The organism is Lysobacter sp. A289, from assembly GCF_054072675.1.
This window is the reverse complement of the sequence record NZ_JBSVRN010000001.1, coordinates 2,040,298-2,061,495: the sequence shown is the minus strand read 5'-3', so window position 1 is coordinate 2,061,495 and position 21,198 is coordinate 2,040,298. Positions and strand designations below refer to the sequence as shown.

Sequence of the window (21,198 nt, the reverse complement as noted above, 5' to 3'; positions counted from 1 at the left end):
TATAACCCGCTAGCGAGCAGTCATGCAGGAAGATACGGAAAATATGGTCACCACGGACCGGAGCGAAAGTCCCGGAAGGGGCGATCTTGCTGTGATCGAAGCCAGTCTGCTGACGCGCGAGGAGGAAGTGAAGCGGCTGTCGAGCAAGCTTGACGAGCAACTCCGTTATCGGGCGCGACTCAACCAGTCGCTTGCACGGCAGAAGAACCAGTGCGACGCAGCCGTGGCGGAAGTCGTGATGCTGCGCGGTTCCTTCGCATTCCGGATCGGCAGCATGATGGTGAAAACTGCGCGCAGTCCCTGGAAGATATTCCTGCTGCCTGTCGAAGCATTCCGCTTGTTGCGTGAGGCGTGGCCCAGGATCAGCAGGCGGATTCTCCGCGGCGTGGCGCCGGCGAAGGTGGACGGCAAGCCCGATCTTGGGCCAGGCATGGCATTGACCGGAGATGCGGCCAATTGGGTGACCCGTTCCGGTGCGGAAGCCGTGCCGATCAAGCGGATGCTGGCAGGCAGCGACACCGCTCCCCAACTGCCGGATGATCTGGCGGGAATGCGCATTGCCACGGTGATGGATGAGTTCTCGTTCAACGCCTATCGCCATTGTGGTGACCTGCGCCAGATCGGCGCGGACGACTGGCGCAGTGAGGTCGAGGAATTCGGGCCTCAAATGCTAATGGTCGAATCCGCATGGAAGGGGCGGGATGAGAGCTGGGCGCGCAGGGTCTATCCGCTGTCGCGGGAGATGGTCGAGCTGGTTGCCTGGTGCCGGGAGCGCCAGATCCCGACGGTATTCTGGAACAAGGAGGATCCGGTCCACCTGAGCGTTTTCATGCGTACCGCGCGCCAGTTTGATTTCGTGTTCACCACCGACATCGACTGCGTGCGTGCCTACAAGGCCGCGCTTGGCCATGATCAAGTGTACTGGTTGCCGTTTGCCTGTCAGCCCGCCGAACACAATCCGATTGAGGAGTACCAGCGCAAGGACGGATTCTGCTTCGCAGGCTCGTTCTACGCGAAGTATCCGGAGCGCCAGCACGACTTCGCCACGATCGTCGAGTCGATGGAAAGCTTGCGACCGGTGGAAATCTACGACCGCAATGCCGGCACGGCCGATCCGGCCTTGGCCTATCCGGATGCCTACGCCCCGATGATCCGGGGTGCGTTGCCACACGACCGTATTTCCCTTGCCTATAAAGGCTATCGGTATGGCATCAACATCAACACGGTCAAGCAATCACAGAGCATGTTCGCCAGGCGTGCGTTCGATCTTTTAGCTTGCAACACGGTCACCGTCAGCAACTTCTCGCGTGGCATGAGAATGCTGCTGGGTGACCTTGTAATCTGCTCGGACGACGGCGGGGAACTGGCCGAGCGCGTCCGCCCACTGATCAACGACGATCACGTCTATCGCAAGTTCCGTCTGGCAGGGCTGCGCAAGGTGATGTCCGAACACACCTATCAGGACCGGCTGCGCTACGTACTCGAGAAGGTCGGCGGCAAACCGGTAGGAGATGGCCTGCCCCGTGTCGTGGTGGTAGCGCAGGCAACGAGTGACGAGCAAGCGGCGGGGTTGTGGGCAGCGTTTGCCCGTCAGCAGTACGAGCACAAGGAGCTGGCACTGGTCGTCACGGAGACTGTCGGACCACTAGCCGAGAGAGTGGGTCTCACGATAATTGGCGAAGCCGATGCGGAGCGAATGGAACTCCAGCAGTGTTGGCCCGATTGTTGGCTTGCTTGTTTCCACCCCGACGATCATTACGGCGCTCATTACCTGACCGACTTGGCACTGGCGACGCGTTACTCCGATGCCGATGTCATAGGCAAGGCCGCGTACCATGAGCGCCGGGAGGATCGCATCCGACTGCTGGATGTGGATCGCGCCTATCAGCTCAATCAGGTCATCGCATTGCGCCGCGCGATTGTTCGATCCGCAGCGGCCCCGGTCGGCAATCTGCGGGCATTTGCCGCCCACGCCGTCGGCATGACCGCGCGCGATGCCTGCGCTATCGACGAGTTCAACTATTGTGCCAACGGTGCTGGCATCAATGGCAAGGATGTCGACGACATCCAGGGACTGCGAACCGGCATTTCGTTGCAGCGCCTGCACCGTCTGGCCGAGACCGCCACAGCGGCCGACTTGGTGGCGGCGGAGCAGCTGACCAGCCCGGCGATGGATGCCGCTGCCTTGGCGGAGGTCCTCCCGACAGGCGAGCACGCCGATGGTTGCGTGCGCCTCACCAGAGGGCATGGAAGCCTTCAGTTAGGATCCAAACTTGCCGGCGACAAGCATGCGTATCTTTACGCCGCCAAGCCTCTTCCTGTCGAGGAACTCTTCGACGGCGACATCGGCAAGTTCAACCTCATCGTCGACACCGAGATGTTGGTCAGCTTCGTTCTTATCTTCCTCGATAGGGAGCACAAGCGCATCGGGCACGCTATCCGTGCCTGCAGCTCCAACCTGAGTATTTCCGCCCCGGCGGGAGCCCGCTACGTGCGATTGGGACTCCGCGTCCAAGGACCAGGCACGGCCGTTGTCAAAAAACTGGTGCTGGGCCATGTGCCGTCAGCCGCAGCGGGAATTCCTGCCCGTGGCAGGCACCTGGTCGTAAGTCGCGGCTACCCTTCTTACGAGAATCTGTACAGCTACGCTTACGTACACCGCCGGATCCGCGGGTATGCCGATGCCGGTGTGTCGGTCGACGTCTTCCGCCTCAGTGAGAACATGATTGCCTTCAGTGAGTTCGAAGGTGTCGATGTCGTGTCCGGCCAATTGTCCGACCTGGAGTTGATGATCCGCAGCAATCTGTATCGGACCCTGATGGTGCACTCGCTCGATCGTGCGCTGTGGTCCGTGCTCAAGGAACATGCGGTCGACCGTGAGTTGTTGGTGTGGGTGCACGGTGCCGAAATCCAGCCGTGGTACCGGCGCGACTTCAGTTTCCTTGACGAGCGCGACCGCGAGCGTGGGATCCAGCGCAGCAATGATCGGATGGCATTTTGGCGGGATCTGTTCATCGAACCACCTCCCAACGTGAAGTTTGTATTCGTCTCCAAGCATCTGGTTCGCGAGGCGTTCAGAGACATTGGGGTGGAGCTCGACCCATCGCGTTACGTGGTCATCCACAATCACATCGACGGCGAGCTGTTTACCTACGAGCCGAAGCCCGTCGAGCAGCGTAACCGGCTGCTGTCGATCCGCCCCTACAGCCGCCCGACTTATGCCAACGACCTCACCATCAAGGCGATCTTGGATCTTGTGGACGAGCCATTCTTTTCCGATCTGGAGTTTCGTCTGATTGGCGATGGCCGGCTGTTTGACGAAACGCTTGACCCGGTGCGTCACCTGCCCAACGTAATCATCGAAAAGCGATTCCTCAGCCAGGATGAAATCGCCGCGGTTCACAAGGACTACGGGGTATTTCTGTCGCCGAGCCGGATCGATTCCCAAGGCGTGTCTCGCGATGAAGCTATGGCATCGGGATTGGTGCCGATCACCAACCGAGTTTCGGCAATTCCCGAGTTCGTCGACGACGCCAGTGCGCTGGTGGTCGAGCCGGAAGACTGGCGTGGCATGGCAGATGCCATCCGGCGCCTGCAAGCCGAGCCGGAGACCTTCATTGCGATGTCGTCGGCCGCCGCGGCGCGTGTCCGCCGGCAGAGTGCCAGTGCCACGACGCTGCTAACGGAGGTGGCGCTGATCGAGCCAGAAGACCCGACTGCCGCTGCTTTGCCAACAGCCACCGAAACGTCCGAATGTGCGGAGCGCAAGCGCATCGCCCTATATGGCGATATGGACCTCAACCTGATTGACGGGTCGGCGGTGTGGGTAGTGTCGCTTGCCAAGGTGCTGGCGGGGGATGATGAAGCAGGCGTGGACTTGTTCCTGAAGGCTCCAATCAAGCACACGCACGTGATCAAGGATCTATTGGGCATGGTGAATGTGCGCCTGATCGAACCGCCCGCAGATATGTTGCGGCGGCAGCCGGCCGATGCACTGGACAGCATCATCGAAGCCGATCATCGCCGCGGATACGACGCGATAGTACTGCGTGGTTTCGATCTTGCACTCGAGGCGGTCGCACGGCCGGAATTGTCGGGCCGCTTGTGGATATATCTCACCGACATTCCGCAGAGGGAAGAAGACTTCTCACCCGACCGTTTGGGGGCGCTGCGGAAGGTTGCCGATGGCGCTGCCATCCTGCTGTCCCAGACCCGGCAGTTGGAACGGCATCTCGTTGCGATGGCACCGCAGGCACGAGGCAAGACTCGACTGCTGCCACCGATGATCCCGGACGGCATCGAGGGAGCGGTGGCCCGGTCCGCGCGAAGTGGCCCATTGCGACTGGCGTATGCCGGAAAATTCGCACCGTTATGGGGTATTCGTGAACTTTTCACCACCGTGGCGGCGCTTCGCGAGCAGGGTGTGGCGATCGAGCTGCATGTGTTCGGCGACAAGATCCACAACCCCCAGGATGATCCCGGCTTTCGCCCCCATGTCAGACAACAACTGGAGAGCGGGGAAGGCGTAGTCTGGCATCGCGGTCTCGATCGCGCCGGTGTGCTTGCGCAACTGCGGACCATGGACGTGGGTTGGGCCTGGCGTCGACCCGAGTTGGAGGAGCAGACGTTCGAGTTGTCGACGAAGCTGCTCGAGTACGCCGCGAGTGGAGCGCCGCCATTGCTTGCCTCAGGGGCGGTCAACCGGGAAATGTTCGGTACGGACTACCCATTGTTCGCAACGAGCGAGCGCTTGGTCGCGTTGGTGCGGTCGCTGGCGGAAGATTCTCAACTACTCGCCGACGCACGCCAACGAGTCGCCGGCGTTGCAGGGGATTATGCTTTCAGCAATGTGCGGACGACCTATATTGCGCCCTTGATTGCTGGCTCCGGCGCCACGCTCTCAGATCACGACTTGCCCGGGATCGCCCATTGAACATGAACATTCCCCCCTCGCTGAAACGGCGGGTCGAGGGCTACCAGAGCAACGAAAAACTGGTTGATGCCGGCGGCAAGCTGGTGCGTGAAGGCATCGTCACGGTACAGGGTTTCCCCGAGGTGTCGGTTGCGCTGTTCGATAACTGGGCGGCCAATCCTCTTGGCAACCGAAGCTGGCAGTGGGCAATTGCGGCGTTCAGGTTCATCCCCGGTGTGATTGCTTACCATCTGAAGAGCGATGACGAGACCGCTCTTGATTGGGCGTTCGACGCATTGCGCTCTTGGGAGAAAGCCATCGGCGGACCGTTGAAAGACTACGAGTTCGCTAGCAATGACCACGCGGTCGCCAACCAGGCCGAGAGCCTGGTGTTCCTGCTTGCTTACCTGAAGTTGCGTGGGCTGCGCGAAGGTGACTGGGAAGAGCTCGCCGCCACCGTCCACCGTCAGGCGGATCTGCTGTCGACCGAGGACTTCTACTCGCGACACACTAACCACGGTATCGAACAAGCACGGATCCTGGGTGTCATCGCAGACTTCTTCCCCAACCATCCCCGTTCGAAGGAGCGCATGGCCCTCGCAGTGGCCCGGTTGACCGATGAGCTCGCGTTCGCGTTCACAAAGGAGGGTGTCCACGTCGAGAACAGCCCGGGTTACCACTGCTATGTCTGCCTGTCATTCATCAAGATCCTGGACTACTTCCCCCGGAAGGAGATTGGGATCTTGGCTGACCAGATCGACGCCCTGATGCCGCGGGCGATGCGGTTCTTGGCTCACATACTGCGCCCTGACGGTACGTTGCCAGTAATCGGTGACACTGTGGGGGAATTGGCGCCGAACTACTTTCGGCGCTACGAGAAAACCCGGGATTTCAATCATTTCCGCTACGCCTCGACGGATGGCGCGGCCGGCGCACCATCGCCGCATACCACCATGCTGTATCCACAGGCCGGTTACTTCATAGCGCGCGACAAGTGGTGCCCGCCCGGAGAAGGGAACAAGGCGTTTCACTTGATCTTCCGCTGCGGGTATCGCTCGCGCTACCACCGGCATGACGACGACCTCAACGTGGTGCTCTATTGCGACGGTGAAGACTGGTTGATCGACTCGGGTGCCTACAACTACGCTGAGCAGGATCCACTGCGAAAGTACATGCGTTCGAAATGGGCGCACAACGTACCGGTGGCGCCAGGGCGGGCCGCTGACAAATGGGAGTGGACTGCTCCGCATGCGGTACTGCCAATCTTGCGACTTCCTTCTATTCCGGGCGTCGGTTCGGTTCGCGGCGTGTCCCACAGCTACCCGGGACATGTCGCGATGCGTGATCTCCACGTTAATCCGGGCGCGCGGGAGTTCACCGTGGTCGATTCCCTCGTTCAATCCGGAAAGCCCGTTCGCCGGAACTATCTTTCCCTTTGGCACGTGCCGGGCGACAAGAAGATCCGGATCGCCGATCAACAGGTCACGCTGGAGTCGGAAGCCAGTGGGAAGCGGCTCGTCATCGACAACCTGGGACGCCGGGCGACCCACGTGCGACTCATCGATCCTGACGTTCCGGGAGTACAGGGCGCGGTTGCCTCGCGCTTCTCGAACCAGGTCGAGCCGGTACAGCTGATCGCGTTCGAGTGGTCCGCGAACCACTTGCACTCAATGCTGCGCTTCCGGCTGCTGGACGGCGCGGATACCGACGGAGGCGGACCGTAGTGGGGACCGAAAATATGATGTTGCCACTGGCATTTGGCCTGTTGTCGTTGCTGGTATTGCAGCTCATCGTCGTGCGTGGCCGCGCGTCTGGCCGTGGCGTGATTGGCATATTCGCGATAGGGCTATTGGTGGGTGTGATCGCAATAGGCCAATGGCTTGCGCCCCCTCGCTTCCTTCCGATCGCGTCCACCTCGGGGCTTTCCGCGGCGGTGGCCAACGACATCCGCAATGGACTGGATACGCCGGACTTGGCGGGGTTCGTCATTCTCGATGGCGGCAGCTACACCGCGCGAGGCGTGGACGATGCGTCGCTAGAAAAACGGCTGTCGAAGAAAATCGGAGCGCCAATCCAGGTGCTAACTCTTGCGCTGCCGGGGGGCAACCAGCTAGAACGCTGGTCCGTGTTGCAAAACGGCTTGGCTTTGTTGAACGAAGGTGAGCGCGACGCCTTTCTCGCATCCCGCAAGATACTGCTCCTGGAAATCCATGCGCAATACGATCGCTACCCATTGGTGCAACTGACCCGCAATCGACATACCGACCGTGCATACGCCTATCTGGGGCCGCGCGTGGCATTGGAAGCGAGCCGTCTTGACTATGGGTCGATGGACTCCAAGGCGACGGCTCAACAGTGGGTTGACGTGGCTGTTCATGCCGCGATCAACGCATTCGACGTCGGCAGTGCAACGCGCGTGGTTGAAGCGTCCACCGTCGAGCCAGGAGGTGGTTACGACCCCCTGACCAAAGCTGCCCGTGGCTTCCGATATGGGGGGATGAAACCCGTGCTGAAGAGCCTGAAGAAGGCCCCGCTGGATACGCACGCGCTGCCGCTGGCGAACATTGAGCGTCGTCGCGCTCGAATCGAGGCGTTGGTGGCTGGGGGCAGCATGTCCACGATGTATTTTTCCGTTCCTACTCCGCGGGTGTTCGATCTTCAGTACGCTCGTGCTTTTTGCAAGAATTTCGCAGGAAGCGTGTGCGTTGATCACTCACACTGGGGGCTGCTGCACCGCCTCGACAGCAAGCAGTTCTGGTACGACAACGGACATATGCAGCAGCGCGGCGCGGAGATATATACCCGATGGCTTGCACGGCAGCTCGCGCCGGAGATGAAGATGGAGGTTAAGGGCGGATGATCTTCTCGTCGGGTATTTTCCTCGCCTTCTTCACCCTCGTCTTCAGCCTGTTCTGGGGGATCCGGTCGCACCGGGCGCGAATCTGGCTGCTATTGCTTTCCAGCCAAGTATTTTACGGATGGTGGGACTACCGCTTTCTCGCGCTGATGTGGTTCGCCATCGTGACCTGCCACGTCGCGGGCCGGCTCATCGACAAGGACATAGCGCCCAAGGTCGTGACCACGACCGCGGTGGTGCTGATGCTGGGCGTGCTCGGCGTCTTCAAATACTTCAACTTCTTCGCCGACTCCTTGATGGGCCTGGCTTCAAGCGTCGGGGTCATTGTCTCCAAACCAACCCTGGAAATCCTTTTGCCGGTGGGTATCAGCTTCTTCACCTTCCAGGCACTCAGTTACGTGCTGGACGTGCGCAAGGGGACCATCCCGGCTGAACGTGACATCGTCAACACTGGCTTGTACATCTCGTTTTTCCCGCAACTGGTCGCCGGTCCGATCGTCCGTGCGTCTGACTTCCTGCCACAACTGCACGAGCCGAAGGTATTCAACACCGAACAATTCCTCGTTGGCATGAAGCTGTTCCTGGTCGGCTTCATCTACAAGTCGGTCTTTTCGGATTCCATCTCGCCGTTTGTCGACCAGGTGTATGCGGATGTCGGTGCTTTCGACGCACATTCGAAGGTCATGGCCACCGTCGGATTCTACGGGCAGATCTACTTCGATTTTGCCGGTTACTCGATGATGGGAATCGGCGTGGCACGGATGCTCGGCTTCGAGTTGATGCGCAACTTCGCCTATCCCTACATCTCCACCAGCATCACCGAGTTCTGGAGGCGTTGGCACATCTCCCTGTCTACGTGGTTGCGCGATTACCTCTACATTCCGCTCGGTGGCAACCGGGGCGGGGAGGCCAAACGCCAACGCAACCTGATGATCACCATGCTGCTGGGCGGTTTGTGGCACGGCGCCAGCTGGAATTTCGTGCTGTGGGGCGCGCTCCATGGCGCCGCCCTGTCAGTGCACAAGGCTTGGTCATCGGCCACCGCCGGCATACCCAAGCCGGCGGCGATCGGGCTGCTATGGGCCGTGTTGGCATGGGGCGTAACCCAACTCTTTGTTCTGTTAACGTGGATTCCCTTTCGTGCCCGGGACATGGGCGACACGATGGAGGTACTGCGGGCGTTCGCAGGCATGGATACCGGTGGCGCGCGTGCGGCCATTCCCTATCTGGCCATCCTGCTGCCGCTCATCGTGGACACGTTGGTAGTGGGCATCAGCTCGGCGCGATTGCGAGTAGCCTCCCGATTGCCGACCCTGTCCCCCGTTACCGCCGCCGTCATGATCGGCTGCATTGCTGCGGTGGCGCTAGCCAGCATGCCGCTGGCGGTCAAGAGCTTCATCTATTTTCAGTTTTAAGCATTCCAACACCCTCAGTCCAACTGGTAAATCATGCGAATTCGTGACCTGGCCGATGAGGAGCGCCGAAGACATGGGTCAAGAAGCAAATGAGATGGATTACCCAACACACCGGAGTTCGTTCTTTGTGAATCGATATCCAGGCTTACACCATGTCTAAATATCTAGTGACGGGCGGTTGCGGTTTCATTGGCTCTCATTTAGTTCGGGCTTTGCTGAAGCTCGGATACGAAGTGGTAGTCATCGATGATTTAAGTGCCGGAGACCCAACAAGGATTCCATTGACGGGCTAGCAACAACCGTGCGGCGCAGCACGGTCCGGACGGGGGCGGTCGACGGGTTCCCGTAGCGGGGTTCAGTACATAGCTGTGGTTGATCCAGCCTACGACATCACACAGCTGCAACAGGCCGGCAAAGGCGTGAGGTACGGAGGATGCGTCCCGCCGCGGCGGGTGTGTATTCGGGTTTGGATTGGCCACGGACAGCGCGTAGCGGGCGGCTTCCCATGATTTTCCGGATTTCACGATCGTTCCCGGGATGTCGTGCATCAAGGTCGGGGTCGTGGGATTACCCGGCTAGTCGTGCCGGGTAAACCGCATGCCTTGATCCGCGGTTGGTTACACCCTGGGATTTATCCGTCGCTCCACCAGCATCCAGCACATTAGCCATCCGAGCAGTATTACCCAATGCATATATCGATAGCTTTCGATCGGGCTGCTCAGCAACAGGGAGCTCGCCAATCCAGCGCCGCTCAGGCCCATGAAGAGTAAGGGTTCCAGTCTAGCCCTGGCGTTACGCAGGCCCACCAAACCTCCTGCCAATACGATGGTTAGCCATAGCCATGGAGCGTATAGGCGCGCTAAGGATGAACTCAGGAGTGTGGCGCGCAGAGCTGATTGAAGGGGGTGCGCGTTTTCGGAAGTGATGTAGTCAGGGTTGAGCACATAGCTGTGCTTCTTCCAAGGCCCGATATCGCACAACTGGATCAGACAACGAAAGGTCGCCAGCCTATGCCTTAGGTAGGCGCTCGGGTGACGCACCACTATGTCCTTCCATGCGCCGCGAACCGATTCTGCATCGTGGCTAGGCCGATACACGATGATGTCGAATGGCGCGTTCTTCCGACGCGATGTTTTGAGGATCCCGTTGGCGGAGGCCGGGTCGTATCCGTCCCGAACTTGCTGCAGGAACTTGGCTGGAGCGCGGTCACTCAGGGCTGGGTGTCCGATGAGCAATTGTCGGGATGCCGATGCGGGGTCGGGCGTGCGGAGGAGTGTCCCGGCGATGTCGTGGAGCAAGATGGTAGTGGTCGGATTGGTCGGTGTGGCAACCATCCGGTTGATGCTCGTCACGGCCAGGGCGAAGCCGACTGCAAGTAGAACCCCAAGACTGCACGCCGACAACAAGCGAAGCCACGGGCGTGGGATTGCAAGCAGGTAGTAGCACCCGCCCGCCAACAGTCCTGCAGTTGCCGCCATGGCGTTGTGGCGGAGCGTAGTTGCCAGAACGCAGCAGGCCAACAGCAGCAGGAAAGCGCGAACCCTGCGGCGTTGGTGGTCCGCTGAAGCCATTTGGAAGACGTAGGCCAACCCCAACAGTAAAAAGCTGGACATCCAGATGTCCTTCCACATCATGCCGGTGAGCGCGAACACCGGAGGAAATGCGCCTACCAACAGCACCAGCAGCCACGGTGGCAAGCGGTGTGCCAGCATTGGAAATGCTTTGGCGCAAAGTTTCGCTACCGCCCCTGCATATAACAATGCCTGCGCGACCAACATCAGCGCCGGGCCCTCCACGATCGCGTCCAGACCCCGCCAGATCAGGGCCATGATTGGAGGGTGCCAGTCTGTCAACTCCAGAGTTCGCGCTTGTTTGAGTACGGCGTGGCTGTCGTTGGTCATCACGCCCGGATAGAAAGTCAGCACGATGATGCCGGCCAAAACCAGGGCGCCGATGGCAAGTCCGGTAGTGCTTGCCCGTCGCGACGATTCATTCAACATATCGCAGCTCCCATAACTGGCGTCGTGTCAGAGAGTCGTATCAGGGCGATCGTGCAGGTTGGATACGTGTTGCTCGATGTTGCGAACGCGGAACTGCATCCTCTCCATCAACTTCCGGTTGGTCGAGATCAGGTCCGCCAACAACCCCATCATGAACATCAATGACCCCAGGATCAGGCACAGGGCAGCAAACACCACTGACTGGATATGACCGTCGCCGCTGGAAGTGATGAAGAAGTAGAGGAAGCGCAGCCCGGCGATGATTCCAGCCAGTAGCAGGATGGCGCCCGGCCAGAAGAACAGGGTCAGGGGGCGATAGATTGCGAACACCCGAAGGATGGTGATCAGTGAGCGCTTGACATAGCTGGGAATGCTTTTCACCAGCCGCGAAGGCCGCAAGTCGCCATTGGTGCGGATTGGCACCGACATCACCCGCAGGTTGCTATGACCGGCCTGGATAATGGTTTCCAGGGTATAGGTGTAGGCGCTGAATACGCTCAGCCGCATCGCGGTTTCGCGGGAGATCGCCCGGAATCCGCTGGGAGCGTCGGTGACATCCGTGCGGCTTGCCACCCGAACTGCCCAACTGCCGAGACGCTGCAGCTTCTTTTTGATCCACGAAAAGTGTTCCGTGTCGTCGATTGGGCGCTCACCAATCACCATGTCGGCTTCTCCGGCGATTACCGGCGCGGTCAGTTTGGGAATGTCCTGGCCCTGGTACTGGTTGTCCGCGTCGGTGTTCACGATGACATCGGCACCGAGACGTAAGCAGGCATCTAGCCCGGTCATGAAGCCAGCTGCCAATCCGCGATTGACGGGATGACGGATCACGTGGTGCACGCCGAGTCTCTGGGCGATCTCCGCGGTGCCGTCCGTGGATCCATCGTCGATCACGAGCCATTCGACAGTGTCGAACCCTGGCACATCGCGTGGCAGGTCGTTCAGGGCGACCGCCAGGGTGCCGGCCTCATTCAGGCACGGGATCTGGATGATGAGCTTCATTTATGGATGTCCTTTGGGTTCGGGTGTTGCAGGAGTGCCATGATGGCGGCCGCGGCGTGTGAGCAACCAGCCGGTGATGAAAGCGACGAAGTCCCCGCTCAAGGATATCAATCGGAACAGCACGATTGCGGCCGATACGCCGGCGGCGGGCAGCGATGGCCCCATGCCGAGGCTCAGTGCGGCCTCTCGCAAACCCGCGCCCGCGGGTGCGCCGGGAATGACGAAGCCTGCCAACCACGCTACCGCTGCGGTGCCGATGGCCGGCCCGGCCATGATCGCAACCTGCGTAGACCAGGCCAGGCACAACCAGTACAAGCCACCAAATATGACGAAGAAGCCGAGATAGCCACCCATGGCGATGGCGACGGTGCTGGTTGGGAGTTCTGGAAGCCAACGCTGCGAGGGCAGCAGTTTGGCAGGTACCGATACGCTAAATCCAGCCACCAACGGAAGCAAGCCGAGCCACATAGGTAACACGGGCCATTCGGGAGCCATGGAGGAGATGGCCGGCATCCCGGCGCCCATGGCCACGGCGGCGCCGCAACATACCAGAAGGTAGATTTCAGCGAAGGCGGCGGCGACCAGACGTGGATGGCTGGCACCGGCGGTGATCCCTAGGCCATGGCGCGCCGCGTACTGGAGCACGTTGCCTGGCAGGTACTTGGCGAACTGGCCGATCAGATATGAGGTCACCAGCGGCCTGATGGATCGGCCGGCTGGAATCGCGGAGCGCAGCATCCGGGCCCAAGCCAGTGCCAAGATCCCGACGGCCGCTGCATACGCGACCGAACAGACCAGCACGAACGCCGCATTCTCGCCGACCGACCGGCCCGGTGTGGACAAGCCGACCTGCTGCACATGACGAACGAAAAACACCAGACACGCGATGCTGATCACCCAGCCCGCGAGCCTTGCGATCATCTTTAGGGTCATCGTGACCGGGGCCGGCAGAGCGCCATGGTCCAGGGCAACGGCCTGCGCAGCTCGATAATCTCGAAGTGCTTCTCAAGCATTATGCGGAACGCCGTGCTTGACCAATGCTGGTAATGCCCGGGCGTGTTGCCCAGGTCGCTCCAGTACTTCCCACGAGCTAGATTCAGAGCCCGCCAAATCGGCTCGCGTGGCACGCTCACAATGAGGTGTTGCCCACATACCGACGCGAGCTTTTCAACCGCGGCTCCAGGCTCGTCAAGGTGTTCAAGTACCTCGCAGCAAACCACGAGGTCAGCTTGGTCCCGGGGTGCCGAGAGTTCGTAGATGCTATCGCTGCGGAACGTGATCCTGTCTTGGACGCCGGCCGCGGCGGCGCGCTGGCGGGCTTCACCGACAACCTCCGGGGAAATGTCGAATGCATTGATGGCAGCTGGCGTGGCCCTGGCAACTCGAATGGTGAGCTCGCCCTCCCCACAGCCTGCCTCCAATGCGGTCGCCGGCTTGCCGGTGCGCGAGAGGAGGTCATCGAACGAATCGAAGAACCCCTGCATCAACCGGCGCGCGATTGGGTTACGGGTATTGTATTTGTCGTAGTAGTTGCCAGCGGGCTGGATAGTCATTGGCGCTGCTCGGTGGAGGGTGTCATGCGGTGCGCCCGTAAACGTCTTCGAAGCGAACGATATCGTCTTCGCCGAGATAGCTGCCTGACTGGACCTCGATTAATTCCAGCGGCAATTGTCCAGGGTTCTCGAGGCGATGGGTGACGCCGATGGGGATGTAGGTGCTCTGGTTCTCGGTGAGCAGGAAGACATCCTCCCCGCGAGTCACGCGCGCGGTGCCGCTGACTACCACCCAATGTTCGGCCCGGTGGTGGTGCATCTGCAGGCTCAGTGTCGCGCCGGGCTTGACCGTGATGCGCTTCACCTGGAAGCGCTCGCCCACGTCGATCGAATCGTAGGCGCCCCACGGACGATAGACTTTGCGGTGCCACGTGGCTTCCGGTCGCTCGGATTGCTTCAGGACATCGACCATGTTCTTCACGCCCTGCGCCTTATCCTTGTGAGCTATCAGCACCGCATCGTCGGTATCGACCACGATGATGTTGTCAAGGCCGAGCAAGGCGACCAGGCGACCATTACTCCATGCAAAAGTGTTGCGGCAGTCGTCGGCCAGCACGTCTCCGTGATGTGCGTTCCCGTCGCCATCCTGCTGGGCGACCTCCCACAGCGCAGACCAGGAACCGACATCGCTCCAGCCTGCAGCCAGCGGCAGAACGGCCGCGTCGGGTGTGTTCTCCATTACCGCGTAGTCGATAGAATCGGATGGGCTGGCGGCGAATGCATCGGCATCCACGCGGACGAAGTCCACATCGCGTTTGGCGTGATCGAACGCGGCGCGGCATGCAGCGACTATCTCAGGCCGCAGGCGTTCCAGTTCCGCCAGATACCTGGAGGCCCGGAACAGGAACATTCCGCTGTTCCAGTAATACTGCCCCGAGTCGACGTAGGACTTGGCCGTGGCGAGGTCGGGCTTCTCGACGAACTTTTTCACGCGCCGCACGCTACCGTCTTGCTCTCCGGCCAATATGTAGCCGTAACCGATTTCCGGCCCGGTTGGAACGATGCCGAAGGTGACCAATTTGCCGCTTTCGGCGGCGGGGAGGGCGGCGTTCACGGCTGCGCGGAACGCGTCGGGCTCGCGGATGACGTGATCGGATGGCAGCACCAGCAGCACCGGGTCGTCACCCTCTGCCATGGCCTCCAGTGCGGCAACGGCGATGGCCGGCGCAGTATTGCGGCCGACCGGCTCCAGCACGATGGCGCCGGGTTCGCAATCGACCTGTCGCAACTGCTCGGCGACCATGAAGCGATGGGCTTCGTTGGCCACGATGATAGGGGGCAGGTCGGCGGCGGTTGCTACTCGCAACCAGGTGTCCTGGAGCATCGAGCGGTCACCGACCAGCGGCAGGAACTGCTTGGGGTGGGCGCTGCGGGACAATGGCCACAATCGTGTACCTGAGCCACCGGAAAGGATCACGGGCTGGAGCATGGTTGCGACGGTCTCCTTGGGATGGTTCATGCCGGACTAGCGGACAGCACAAGCGCCGCGATGGTGCGGGCGATGCGGCCCGACGCTTTCCCGTCACCATAAGGATTGTGGGCGCGCGACATGGCTTGGTACGCACCTTGATCGTCGAGCAAGCGCGAGGCTTCCTCCACGATCCGCGCGCGATTGGTACCGACCAGCTTCACCGTTCCGGCCTCGACTGCTTCCGGGCGTTCGGTCGTGCTGCGCATGACCAGGACCGGCTTGCCTAGCGACGGCGCTTCTTCCTGGACGCCGCCGGAGTCGGTGAGGATCAAGTGGGCGCGCGTCATCAAATAGACGAACGGCAGGTAATCCTGGGGTTCGATCAGGGTAATACCGGCTTTTCCGGAGAGGATGCGATTCACCGGTTCCTGAACGTTTGGGTTCAAATGCACTGGATAGACGATCTGCACGTCTCCGCGATCCGCCAGCTCACCCAAGGCGCTGCACATCTGTTCGAAGCCGTCACCGAAGTTTTCGCGGCGGTGGCCGGTGACCAGGATGAGCCGTTTGGAGTCGTCCAGGAACGGGAATCGAGAGGCGAGCTGCCTTTCCAGGTCGGGGTGCGCCTGGATTTTGTCGACGACGGCAAGTAACGCATCGATAACCGTGTTGCCTGTGACATGTACGGCCGCGGCGGCCACACCTTCCGCGAGCAGGTTGGCTTGGGAGCGCTCGGTTGGTGCGAAATGCACAGCGGCCAATGGGGTGGTCAGCCGTCGGTTTGCTTCCTCGGGCCACGGAGCCTGCATGTTGCCGGTGCGCAGCCCGGCTTCCACGTGACCGATCGGCACCTTGGCGTAGAAGGCGGCAAGGGCAGTCGCCAGGGTCGTGCTGGTGTCTCCATGAACCAGAACCAAGTCTGGCTTGCGCATCTCGATGATACGTCCCATGCCTACCAGGATTTTGCTGAACGCGCCGGGGAGGGACTGACCCGGCTCCATCACGTCGAGGTCATCATCGGGCGTGATCTCGAACAGCTCGAGTACCTGATCCAACATCTGGCGATGTTGGGCGGTGACGGCGACGAAAGTCTCGATGCCGGGAGTTGCAGCCAGTGCCGACACGACGGGGGCCATCTTGATGGCTTCCGGGCGTGTGCCGAACACCACCATTACCTTCTTGTTGTTCAAGTCATTGGTTCCTTGTTTGTGGGTCAGGCCAGCGCCGCTTCCAGTTCCGGTAAAATCTTGAACAGATCCCCCACCAGACCGATATCCGCAATCTCGAAGATCGGCGCGTCGCCGTCCTTGTTGATCGCCACAATCGTCCCCGCGTCCTTGATGCCGGTCAGGTGCTGGATCGCGCCGCTGATACCGATCGCGATATAAAGCTCCGGTGCGATGATCTTGCCGGTCTGGCCGACCTGCATTTCATTGGGGCAGTAACCCGCATCAACCGCAGCACGCGAGGCACCGACCGCAGCGCCGAGCTTGTCAGCAAAGTCGTAGATGATCTTGAAGTTTTCCTCCGAGCCGACGCCGCGGCCGCCGGAGACCACGCGCTTGGCGCTCTGCAGGTCGGGGCGGTCGGATTCGCCGGCAGCGAGGCCGATGTAGCGGGTGTGGCTGGGCAGTTCGACGTCGGCCGATGCGGCTTCGATGCTTGCATTGCCGCCCGTTGCCGCTTCCTGCCAAGAGGCGGTGCGCACGGTGGCGACCACGGGGTGCTCGGCCGGTGCTTCGACGGTGATGATCGCGTTGCCGGCGTATATCGGGCGCTTGAACACGTGGCTGGATTCGACCGCCATGATGTCCGACACCTGGGCCACGCCGAGCAGGGCGGCGACGCAGGGCATCAGATCCTTGCCGAAGGTGGTGCTCGGGCCGAACACGTGGCTGTAGCCGTCTGTCAGCTTGGCGACCTGAGGGGCCAGTACCTGGGCGATCGCGTGGGCGTTGGCGTCGTTGGCGACGGTCAGGACTTTGGCGACGCCGGCGATCTGCGCGGCTTCAGCGGCGACCGCGGCCGGGTCGGCGGCGAGCACGACGATGTCGATGCTCTGCGGCGACAGCGCTTGCGCGGCGGTGACGCACTTGGCGGTGGAGGCGTTGAGCTTGCCGTCCAGGTGTTCGGCGATGATCAGGACTTTGGGCATTGGGGAGTTCCTCGTTCCGTCGTGTCCGCTAGGTGGGGCTTGGGCTGCGGGGCTGACGTCCATGGATTCCCGCCTGCGCGGGAATGACGGTTGGATCTGTAGGGCGGGTTTTAACCCGCCGTTTGACGTTGCGGTGTGGCGGGTTAAAACCCGCCCTACAGCAGCCCTTTGGATTTGAGTGCGGCGACCAGTTCGGCGGCGTCCTTGACCATGACGCCCTTGCTGCGTTTCGGCGGCGGGGTGTAGTGGGTGGTCTTGAGGGTATCGCCGGTGTCGACGCCAAGGTCGGCGAACGGGATCGTCTCCATCGGTTTGCTCTTGGCCTTCATGATGTCGGGCAGCTTGATGAAGCGCGGCTCGTTCAGGCGCAGGTCGGTGGTGATTACGGCTGGCAGGTCGACTTCCAGCGTTTCCAGGCCCGCATCCACTTCACGGGTCACGGTGGCCTTGCCGTCCGCCACCTCCAGCTTGGAGGCAAACGTCGCCTGCGGGCGACCCCACAACGTGGCCAGCATCTGGCCGGTCTGGTTGGCGTCGTCGTCGATCGCCTGCTTGCCCAGGATCACCAGGTCCGGCTGCTCTTTCTCGATCAGTTTGACGAAGGCGCGCGCTGCGGTCAGCGACTGGATGTTCTGTCCGGCGTCGACCACCACGTGGATCGCGCGGTTGGCGCCCATCGCCAGGCCGTTGCGCAGGTGGGCCTGGGCGTCGGCCGGGGCAATGGTGGCGACGATGACTTCCGTCGCGATGCCCTTGTCACGCAGGCGCAGGGCTTCTTCCAGGGCGATCTCGTCAAACGGGTTGGCCGACAGCTTGACGCCGTCGGTGACCACGCCGGAGCCGTTCGGCTTGACCTGGATGCGGACGTTGAAGTCCACCACTCGCTTGTAGCCGACAAGGATTTTCATCGTTGTGGGGGTTCCTTGATGGGGATGCCTTGCGTAGATGACCGCGCGGCGAAATCAAATGCCAATTCTAACCGCGCCTCCCGATTCATGCATTTACTGGTGCCTCCGGCGCTCAGGCGTAGCCCAGATCCGAACGCAACCGATGGAGCCTATTGGCCGCAATGTCGATGAGTGGTTGCGGCAGGCCGGCCTTCGAACCCTGATAGACATTGCTGAGCCTCTGGCCACTCCCTTGCTGTGCGTCTGCCGAGTATCGTTCGGCGATGCCCTGAAGTGTGCTGGTCGCGGCCGGCCGCCCGAGCCACGTCGCCATGCGGCCAAGCACCTCCGCAGGTCCTTCACGGATATCTTCGTATCGCACGAGGTGTTCCGGTTTACGTCGCAATGCCGAGCGGTAGAACTTCTCGACCATCGAGATGTTCTGCTCCAGATACTGCTCGTCACTCGCCATAGGCGTGACGTGGCGACGCAGTTTCGGCTTCCGGAACGTTCGGGAAGCAACCACGTCCAGTGGGTCGCGAACCAACACTACCGCCAGCGCCGAACTTCCCATGAGGTCGTGTGGATTCCAGCTGTGGGCGGAATTGATGAGGATGTCTTGGTCCGCGACTTCAGTCGGGACCTCCATGTGCAGTTGGTGCAGTGCATCCAGGAAGAAAGCCCTATCGTCCTGCTCGGCATCGGCCAATTCGCCGCCGATAGCAGGAGGGACATAGACTTCGCCGCATGCGTGGATCCCGGGAAGCGCGGACAGCATCGCCTCGACCCAGTGTGACCCGGAGCTCCCGCAATTCACCAGGAACAACGTTGGTGGACGGGAGACCACCCGTTGGCTGGAATTCCGGGAAACGCGCGAGATCATGCCGTCGACGGCGAGATTACGCGTTTGGCATTGTCGCGCAGCGCACTCCTGGAGTTTGCGGGCCTGCAGGGGGCGATCTTGTGGCCATGCCTCAAACGGCGCACGGACGTAGTCGCTGAATTTCAGCGTCCAGTTCATAGGAACCTCGAAGTGGAAGACGAGCCCGATCAGCGGGCCACATGGAGGCGATTCCGGAACAGTCGCGTCCGGGGGAGCGGCAATTGTAGGGGGTTCCGATCGCGTAATATTAGGGGGCTGGGCTGCCCATGCTTCCATCCGGAAGCGTCTAAGGGCAGGACTCGATCCTGCTACGTGCAAAGGGCAACTGGATGCTGGACGAACTCGGTTGGGATGCTTGGCTGACTTTGGCGGTGATCCTGCTGACGTTGGCCGCGCTGCTGTCGGAGCGCTTCAGTCCCGAGAGGATACTGGCCACAGCGGCTTTGGTATTCCTTGCCACGGGCGTGCTCACTCCGGCACAGGCGCTTGGCGGCTTCTGGAATCCCGGGGTGCTAACCGTGGCATTGCTTTTTGTGCTGGTGGCGGCGCTCAAGACTACCGGCGCGATCCGTTGGATAGGCGACTGGGTGCTTGGTCGCCCGCGCGGGGAATTTCGTGCCCAAGCGCGCCTTGTCGGTATCTCCGCTCCGCTCAGTGCCTTCATCAACAACACACCGGTAGTGGCCATGCTCACGTCCGCAGTGGAGCATTGGAGCCGGACCAGCCGTGTCGCCCCATCCAAGCTGCTGATGCCGATGAACTACGCCACGATCCTGGGAGGGATGTGCACGCTTGTGGGGACCAGCACCAACTTGATCGTGGCCGGGTTGGTGGTCCAGGCCGGGCTGCCCGCATTGCATATGTTCACCCCGTTGGGGGTCGGTATGGTGGCGACGACGGCAGGTGGCGTGTATCTGCTGACCGTGGGGCGATGGCTGCTGCCCGAGCGCCGCTCAGCGTGGGAGCAGGCCACCGCCGATACGCGTGAATACTCAGTCGAGATGCTGGTTGAGGCGGCCGGAGACGTGGCCGGCAAGACGATCGGTGAAGCTCGGCTCCGCCACCTTGCCGACTCGTACCTGCTCGAGTTGGTGCGCGACGGTCGCGTATTCGTCGCCGTTGGGCCGGAGATGCGATTAGAGGTCGGTGACCGGCTGGTGTTCGTCGGCGTGACCCATGCGGTGCGCGAGTTGCGGCGGATCCCGGGTTTGCGCCCAGCTACCGACCAGGTATTCAAAATCGATGGTGGCCAAGGACAGCGCACGCTGGTGGAGGTGGTGCTGTCGAAGTTCAGCCCTGCTGTCGGCAAAACCTTGGTGGAATCGGTTTTTCGTAGTCATTACAACGCCGCGGTGATCGCTATCTCTCGTCGTGGCCAACGCATGCATCAGAAGCTTGGGGAGGCTGTGCTGCAGCCGGGCGATACGCTTCTGCTCGAAACTAGTGGCAGCTTCCTGGGTGATCATGGCGGATCACCGGATTTCCTTGTCGCCAGCGAGATTGACGGCGACGCACAGGTTGATCGCCGTGGCGCGATCACGGCCTTATCGATCATTGGCCTCATGATCGTTGCCAACACGGTGCTCGGGGTGGATATCCTGATCTCGGCGCTGGTCGCGGCGGTGGCTGTCATCGTTGCTCGATGCGTGAGCCTGGCTGAACTGCGCCGCACATTCGACTTGCAACTGATCGTTGTGATCGCATGTTCGTTCGCGCTGGGCGCGGCACTGGATCACAGCGGCTTGGCAGCAGTGGTCGCGGGCAGCCTTGCGACATGGGCCGGCGGCGACCCCTTCTGGACGCTCGTGCTGGTCTACGTGGCCGCAGTACTGTTCACCGAGGTTCTGACCAACAATGCCGCCGCGGTGCTGGTATTCCCGATAGGACTCTCCGCCGCCCATCAGCTCGGGGTGGAGGTCATGCCGTTCGTGATTGCGGTGATGATGGGGGCCTCTGCGGGATTCATAAGCCCCATTGGCTACCAGACCAACCTGATGATTTATGGTCCCGGCGGCTACCGCTTCAGCGACTACCTGCGGGTTGGCGGGCCGCTGTCGCTGGTCGTCGCTGTCGCGGTACTGTGGGCGATCACGTACCTGTGGTCATTCTGATGATGGCCCGGT

Annotated in this window: 15 protein-coding genes; 6 read left to right on the top strand and 9 right to left on the bottom strand. The window is 61.3% G+C overall.

Annotated features, from left to right (window positions below):
• Positions 1–22: 22 nt before the first annotated feature.
• The 5 genes from ACW5DN_RS09515 to ACW5DN_RS09495 all read left to right on the top strand — a co-directional run bounded on the left by ACW5DN_RS09515 (position 23) and on the right by ACW5DN_RS09495 (position 9,477).
• Entirely contained in the window at positions 23–4,933 is a 4,911-nt protein-coding gene (locus ACW5DN_RS09515) for a glycosyltransferase family protein (protein ID WP_456962441.1), read from the top strand.
• A 2-nt stretch (positions 4,934–4,935) separates the two neighbouring features.
• Entirely contained in the window at positions 4,936–6,636 is a 1,701-nt protein-coding gene (locus tag ACW5DN_RS09510; protein ID WP_456963024.1) for a heparinase II/III domain-containing protein, read from the top strand.
• 17 nt (positions 6,637–6,653) lie between these two features.
• On the top strand, positions 6,654–7,772 hold the full coding sequence (locus tag ACW5DN_RS09505) for a hypothetical protein (protein WP_456962440.1): 1,119 nt from the start codon (positions 6,654–6,656) through the stop codon (positions 7,770–7,772).
• Entirely contained in the window at positions 7,769–9,184 is a 1,416-nt protein-coding gene (locus ACW5DN_RS09500) for an MBOAT family O-acyltransferase (protein ID WP_456962439.1), read from the top strand. Before ACW5DN_RS09505 ends, ACW5DN_RS09500 begins: the two co-directional genes overlap by 4 nt.
• A gap of 152 nt (positions 9,185–9,336) precedes the next feature.
• Positions 9,337–9,477, top strand: coding sequence for an NAD-dependent epimerase/dehydratase family protein (locus ACW5DN_RS09495; protein WP_456962438.1), 141 nt, complete (start codon positions 9,337–9,339; stop codon positions 9,475–9,477).
• Positions 9,478–9,801: 324 nt separating this feature from the next.
• Here ACW5DN_RS09495 and ACW5DN_RS09490 read toward each other — a convergent pair whose 3' ends face one another.
• From ACW5DN_RS09490 to ACW5DN_RS09450, 9 genes are all read right to left on the bottom strand, one after another.
• Positions 9,802–11,184 (bottom strand): hypothetical protein, encoded by a 1,383-nt coding sequence (locus ACW5DN_RS09490; RefSeq protein WP_456962437.1) that lies wholly within the window; start codon positions 11,182–11,184, stop codon positions 9,802–9,804.
• Between the two features lie 27 nt (positions 11,185–11,211).
• Positions 11,212–12,186, bottom strand: coding sequence for a glycosyltransferase family 2 protein (locus ACW5DN_RS09485; RefSeq protein ID WP_456962436.1), 975 nt, complete (start codon positions 12,184–12,186; stop codon positions 11,212–11,214).
• Positions 12,187–13,107: a hypothetical protein gene (locus tag ACW5DN_RS09480; protein ID WP_456962435.1), complete on the bottom strand. Its 921-nt coding sequence runs from the start codon at positions 13,105–13,107 to the stop codon at positions 12,187–12,189.
• An 8-nt stretch (positions 13,108–13,115) separates the two neighbouring features.
• The gene (locus tag ACW5DN_RS09475) at positions 13,116–13,739 is read right to left on the bottom strand and encodes a class I SAM-dependent methyltransferase (RefSeq protein WP_456962434.1); all 624 of its coding nucleotides are present in this window, start codon (positions 13,737–13,739) and stop codon (positions 13,116–13,118) included.
• A 22-nt stretch (positions 13,740–13,761) separates the two neighbouring features.
• Positions 13,762–15,168 carry a mannose-1-phosphate guanylyltransferase/mannose-6-phosphate isomerase gene (locus ACW5DN_RS09470; protein ID WP_456963023.1) on the bottom strand — a complete coding sequence of 469 codons (1,407 nt, stop codon included), beginning with the start codon at positions 15,166–15,168 and terminating at the stop codon, positions 13,762–13,764.
• A gap of 26 nt (positions 15,169–15,194) precedes the next feature.
• Complete coding sequence (gene wecB / locus ACW5DN_RS09465; RefSeq protein WP_456962433.1) at positions 15,195–16,340, bottom strand: non-hydrolyzing UDP-N-acetylglucosamine 2-epimerase; 1,146 nt, start codon at positions 16,338–16,340, stop codon at positions 15,195–15,197.
• Positions 16,341–16,363: 23 nt separating this feature from the next.
• Positions 16,364–17,305 carry an electron transfer flavoprotein subunit alpha/FixB family protein gene (locus ACW5DN_RS09460; protein ID WP_456962432.1) on the bottom strand — a complete coding sequence of 314 codons (942 nt, stop codon included), beginning with the start codon at positions 17,303–17,305 and terminating at the stop codon, positions 16,364–16,366.
• A 155-nt stretch (positions 17,306–17,460) separates the two neighbouring features.
• On the bottom strand, positions 17,461–18,213 hold the full coding sequence (locus tag ACW5DN_RS09455; protein ID WP_456962431.1) for an electron transfer flavoprotein subunit beta/FixA family protein: 753 nt from the start codon (positions 18,211–18,213) through the stop codon (positions 17,461–17,463).
• 112 nt (positions 18,214–18,325) lie between these two features.
• Complete coding sequence (locus ACW5DN_RS09450; RefSeq protein WP_456962430.1) at positions 18,326–19,213, bottom strand: sulfotransferase domain-containing protein; 888 nt, start codon at positions 19,211–19,213, stop codon at positions 18,326–18,328.
• Between the two features lie 248 nt (positions 19,214–19,461).
• Here ACW5DN_RS09450 and ACW5DN_RS09445 point away from each other — a divergent pair, with 248 nt between their 5' ends.
• Positions 19,462–21,186 carry an SLC13 family permease gene (locus tag ACW5DN_RS09445; protein WP_456962429.1) on the top strand — a complete coding sequence of 575 codons (1,725 nt, stop codon included), beginning with the start codon at positions 19,462–19,464 and terminating at the stop codon, positions 21,184–21,186.
• Positions 21,187–21,198: the final 12 nt, after the last annotated feature.

Excerpts from the sequence above, each read along its gene's own strand:
- ACW5DN_RS09450 (WP_456962430.1), bottom strand. The coding sequence starts at position 19,213 with ATGAACTGGACGCTGAAATTCAGCGACTACGTCCGTGCGCCGTTTGAG.
- ACW5DN_RS09505 (WP_456962440.1), top strand. The coding sequence starts at position 6,654 with ATGTTGCCACTGGCATTTGGCCTGTTGTCGTTGCTGGTATTGCAGCTC.
- ACW5DN_RS09480 (WP_456962435.1), bottom strand. The coding sequence starts at position 13,107 with ATGATCGCAAGGCTCGCGGGCTGGGTGATCAGCATCGCGTGTCTGGTG.
- ACW5DN_RS09500 (WP_456962439.1), top strand. The coding sequence starts at position 7,769 with ATGATCTTCTCGTCGGGTATTTTCCTCGCCTTCTTCACCCTCGTCTTC.
- ACW5DN_RS09510 (WP_456963024.1), top strand. The coding sequence starts at position 4,936 with ATGAACATTCCCCCCTCGCTGAAACGGCGGGTCGAGGGCTACCAGAGC.
- ACW5DN_RS09495 (WP_456962438.1), top strand. The coding sequence starts at position 9,337 with ATGTCTAAATATCTAGTGACGGGCGGTTGCGGTTTCATTGGCTCTCAT.
- ACW5DN_RS09485 (WP_456962436.1), bottom strand. The coding sequence starts at position 12,186 with ATGAAGCTCATCATCCAGATCCCGTGCCTGAATGAGGCCGGCACCCTG.
- ACW5DN_RS09470 (WP_456963023.1), bottom strand. The coding sequence starts at position 15,168 with ATGCTCCAGCCCGTGATCCTTTCCGGTGGCTCAGGTACACGATTGTGG.
- ACW5DN_RS09460 (WP_456962432.1), bottom strand. The coding sequence starts at position 17,305 with ATGCCCAAAGTCCTGATCATCGCCGAACACCTGGACGGCAAGCTCAAC.
- ACW5DN_RS09455 (WP_456962431.1), bottom strand. The coding sequence starts at position 18,213 with ATGAAAATCCTTGTCGGCTACAAGCGAGTGGTGGACTTCAACGTCCGC.
- ACW5DN_RS09475 (WP_456962434.1), bottom strand. The coding sequence starts at position 13,739 with ATGACTATCCAGCCCGCTGGCAACTACTACGACAAATACAATACCCGT.
- ACW5DN_RS09515 (WP_456962441.1), top strand. The coding sequence starts at position 23 with ATGCAGGAAGATACGGAAAATATGGTCACCACGGACCGGAGCGAAAGT.
- ACW5DN_RS09490 (WP_456962437.1), bottom strand. The coding sequence starts at position 11,184 with ATGTTGAATGAATCGTCGCGACGGGCAAGCACTACCGGACTTGCCATC.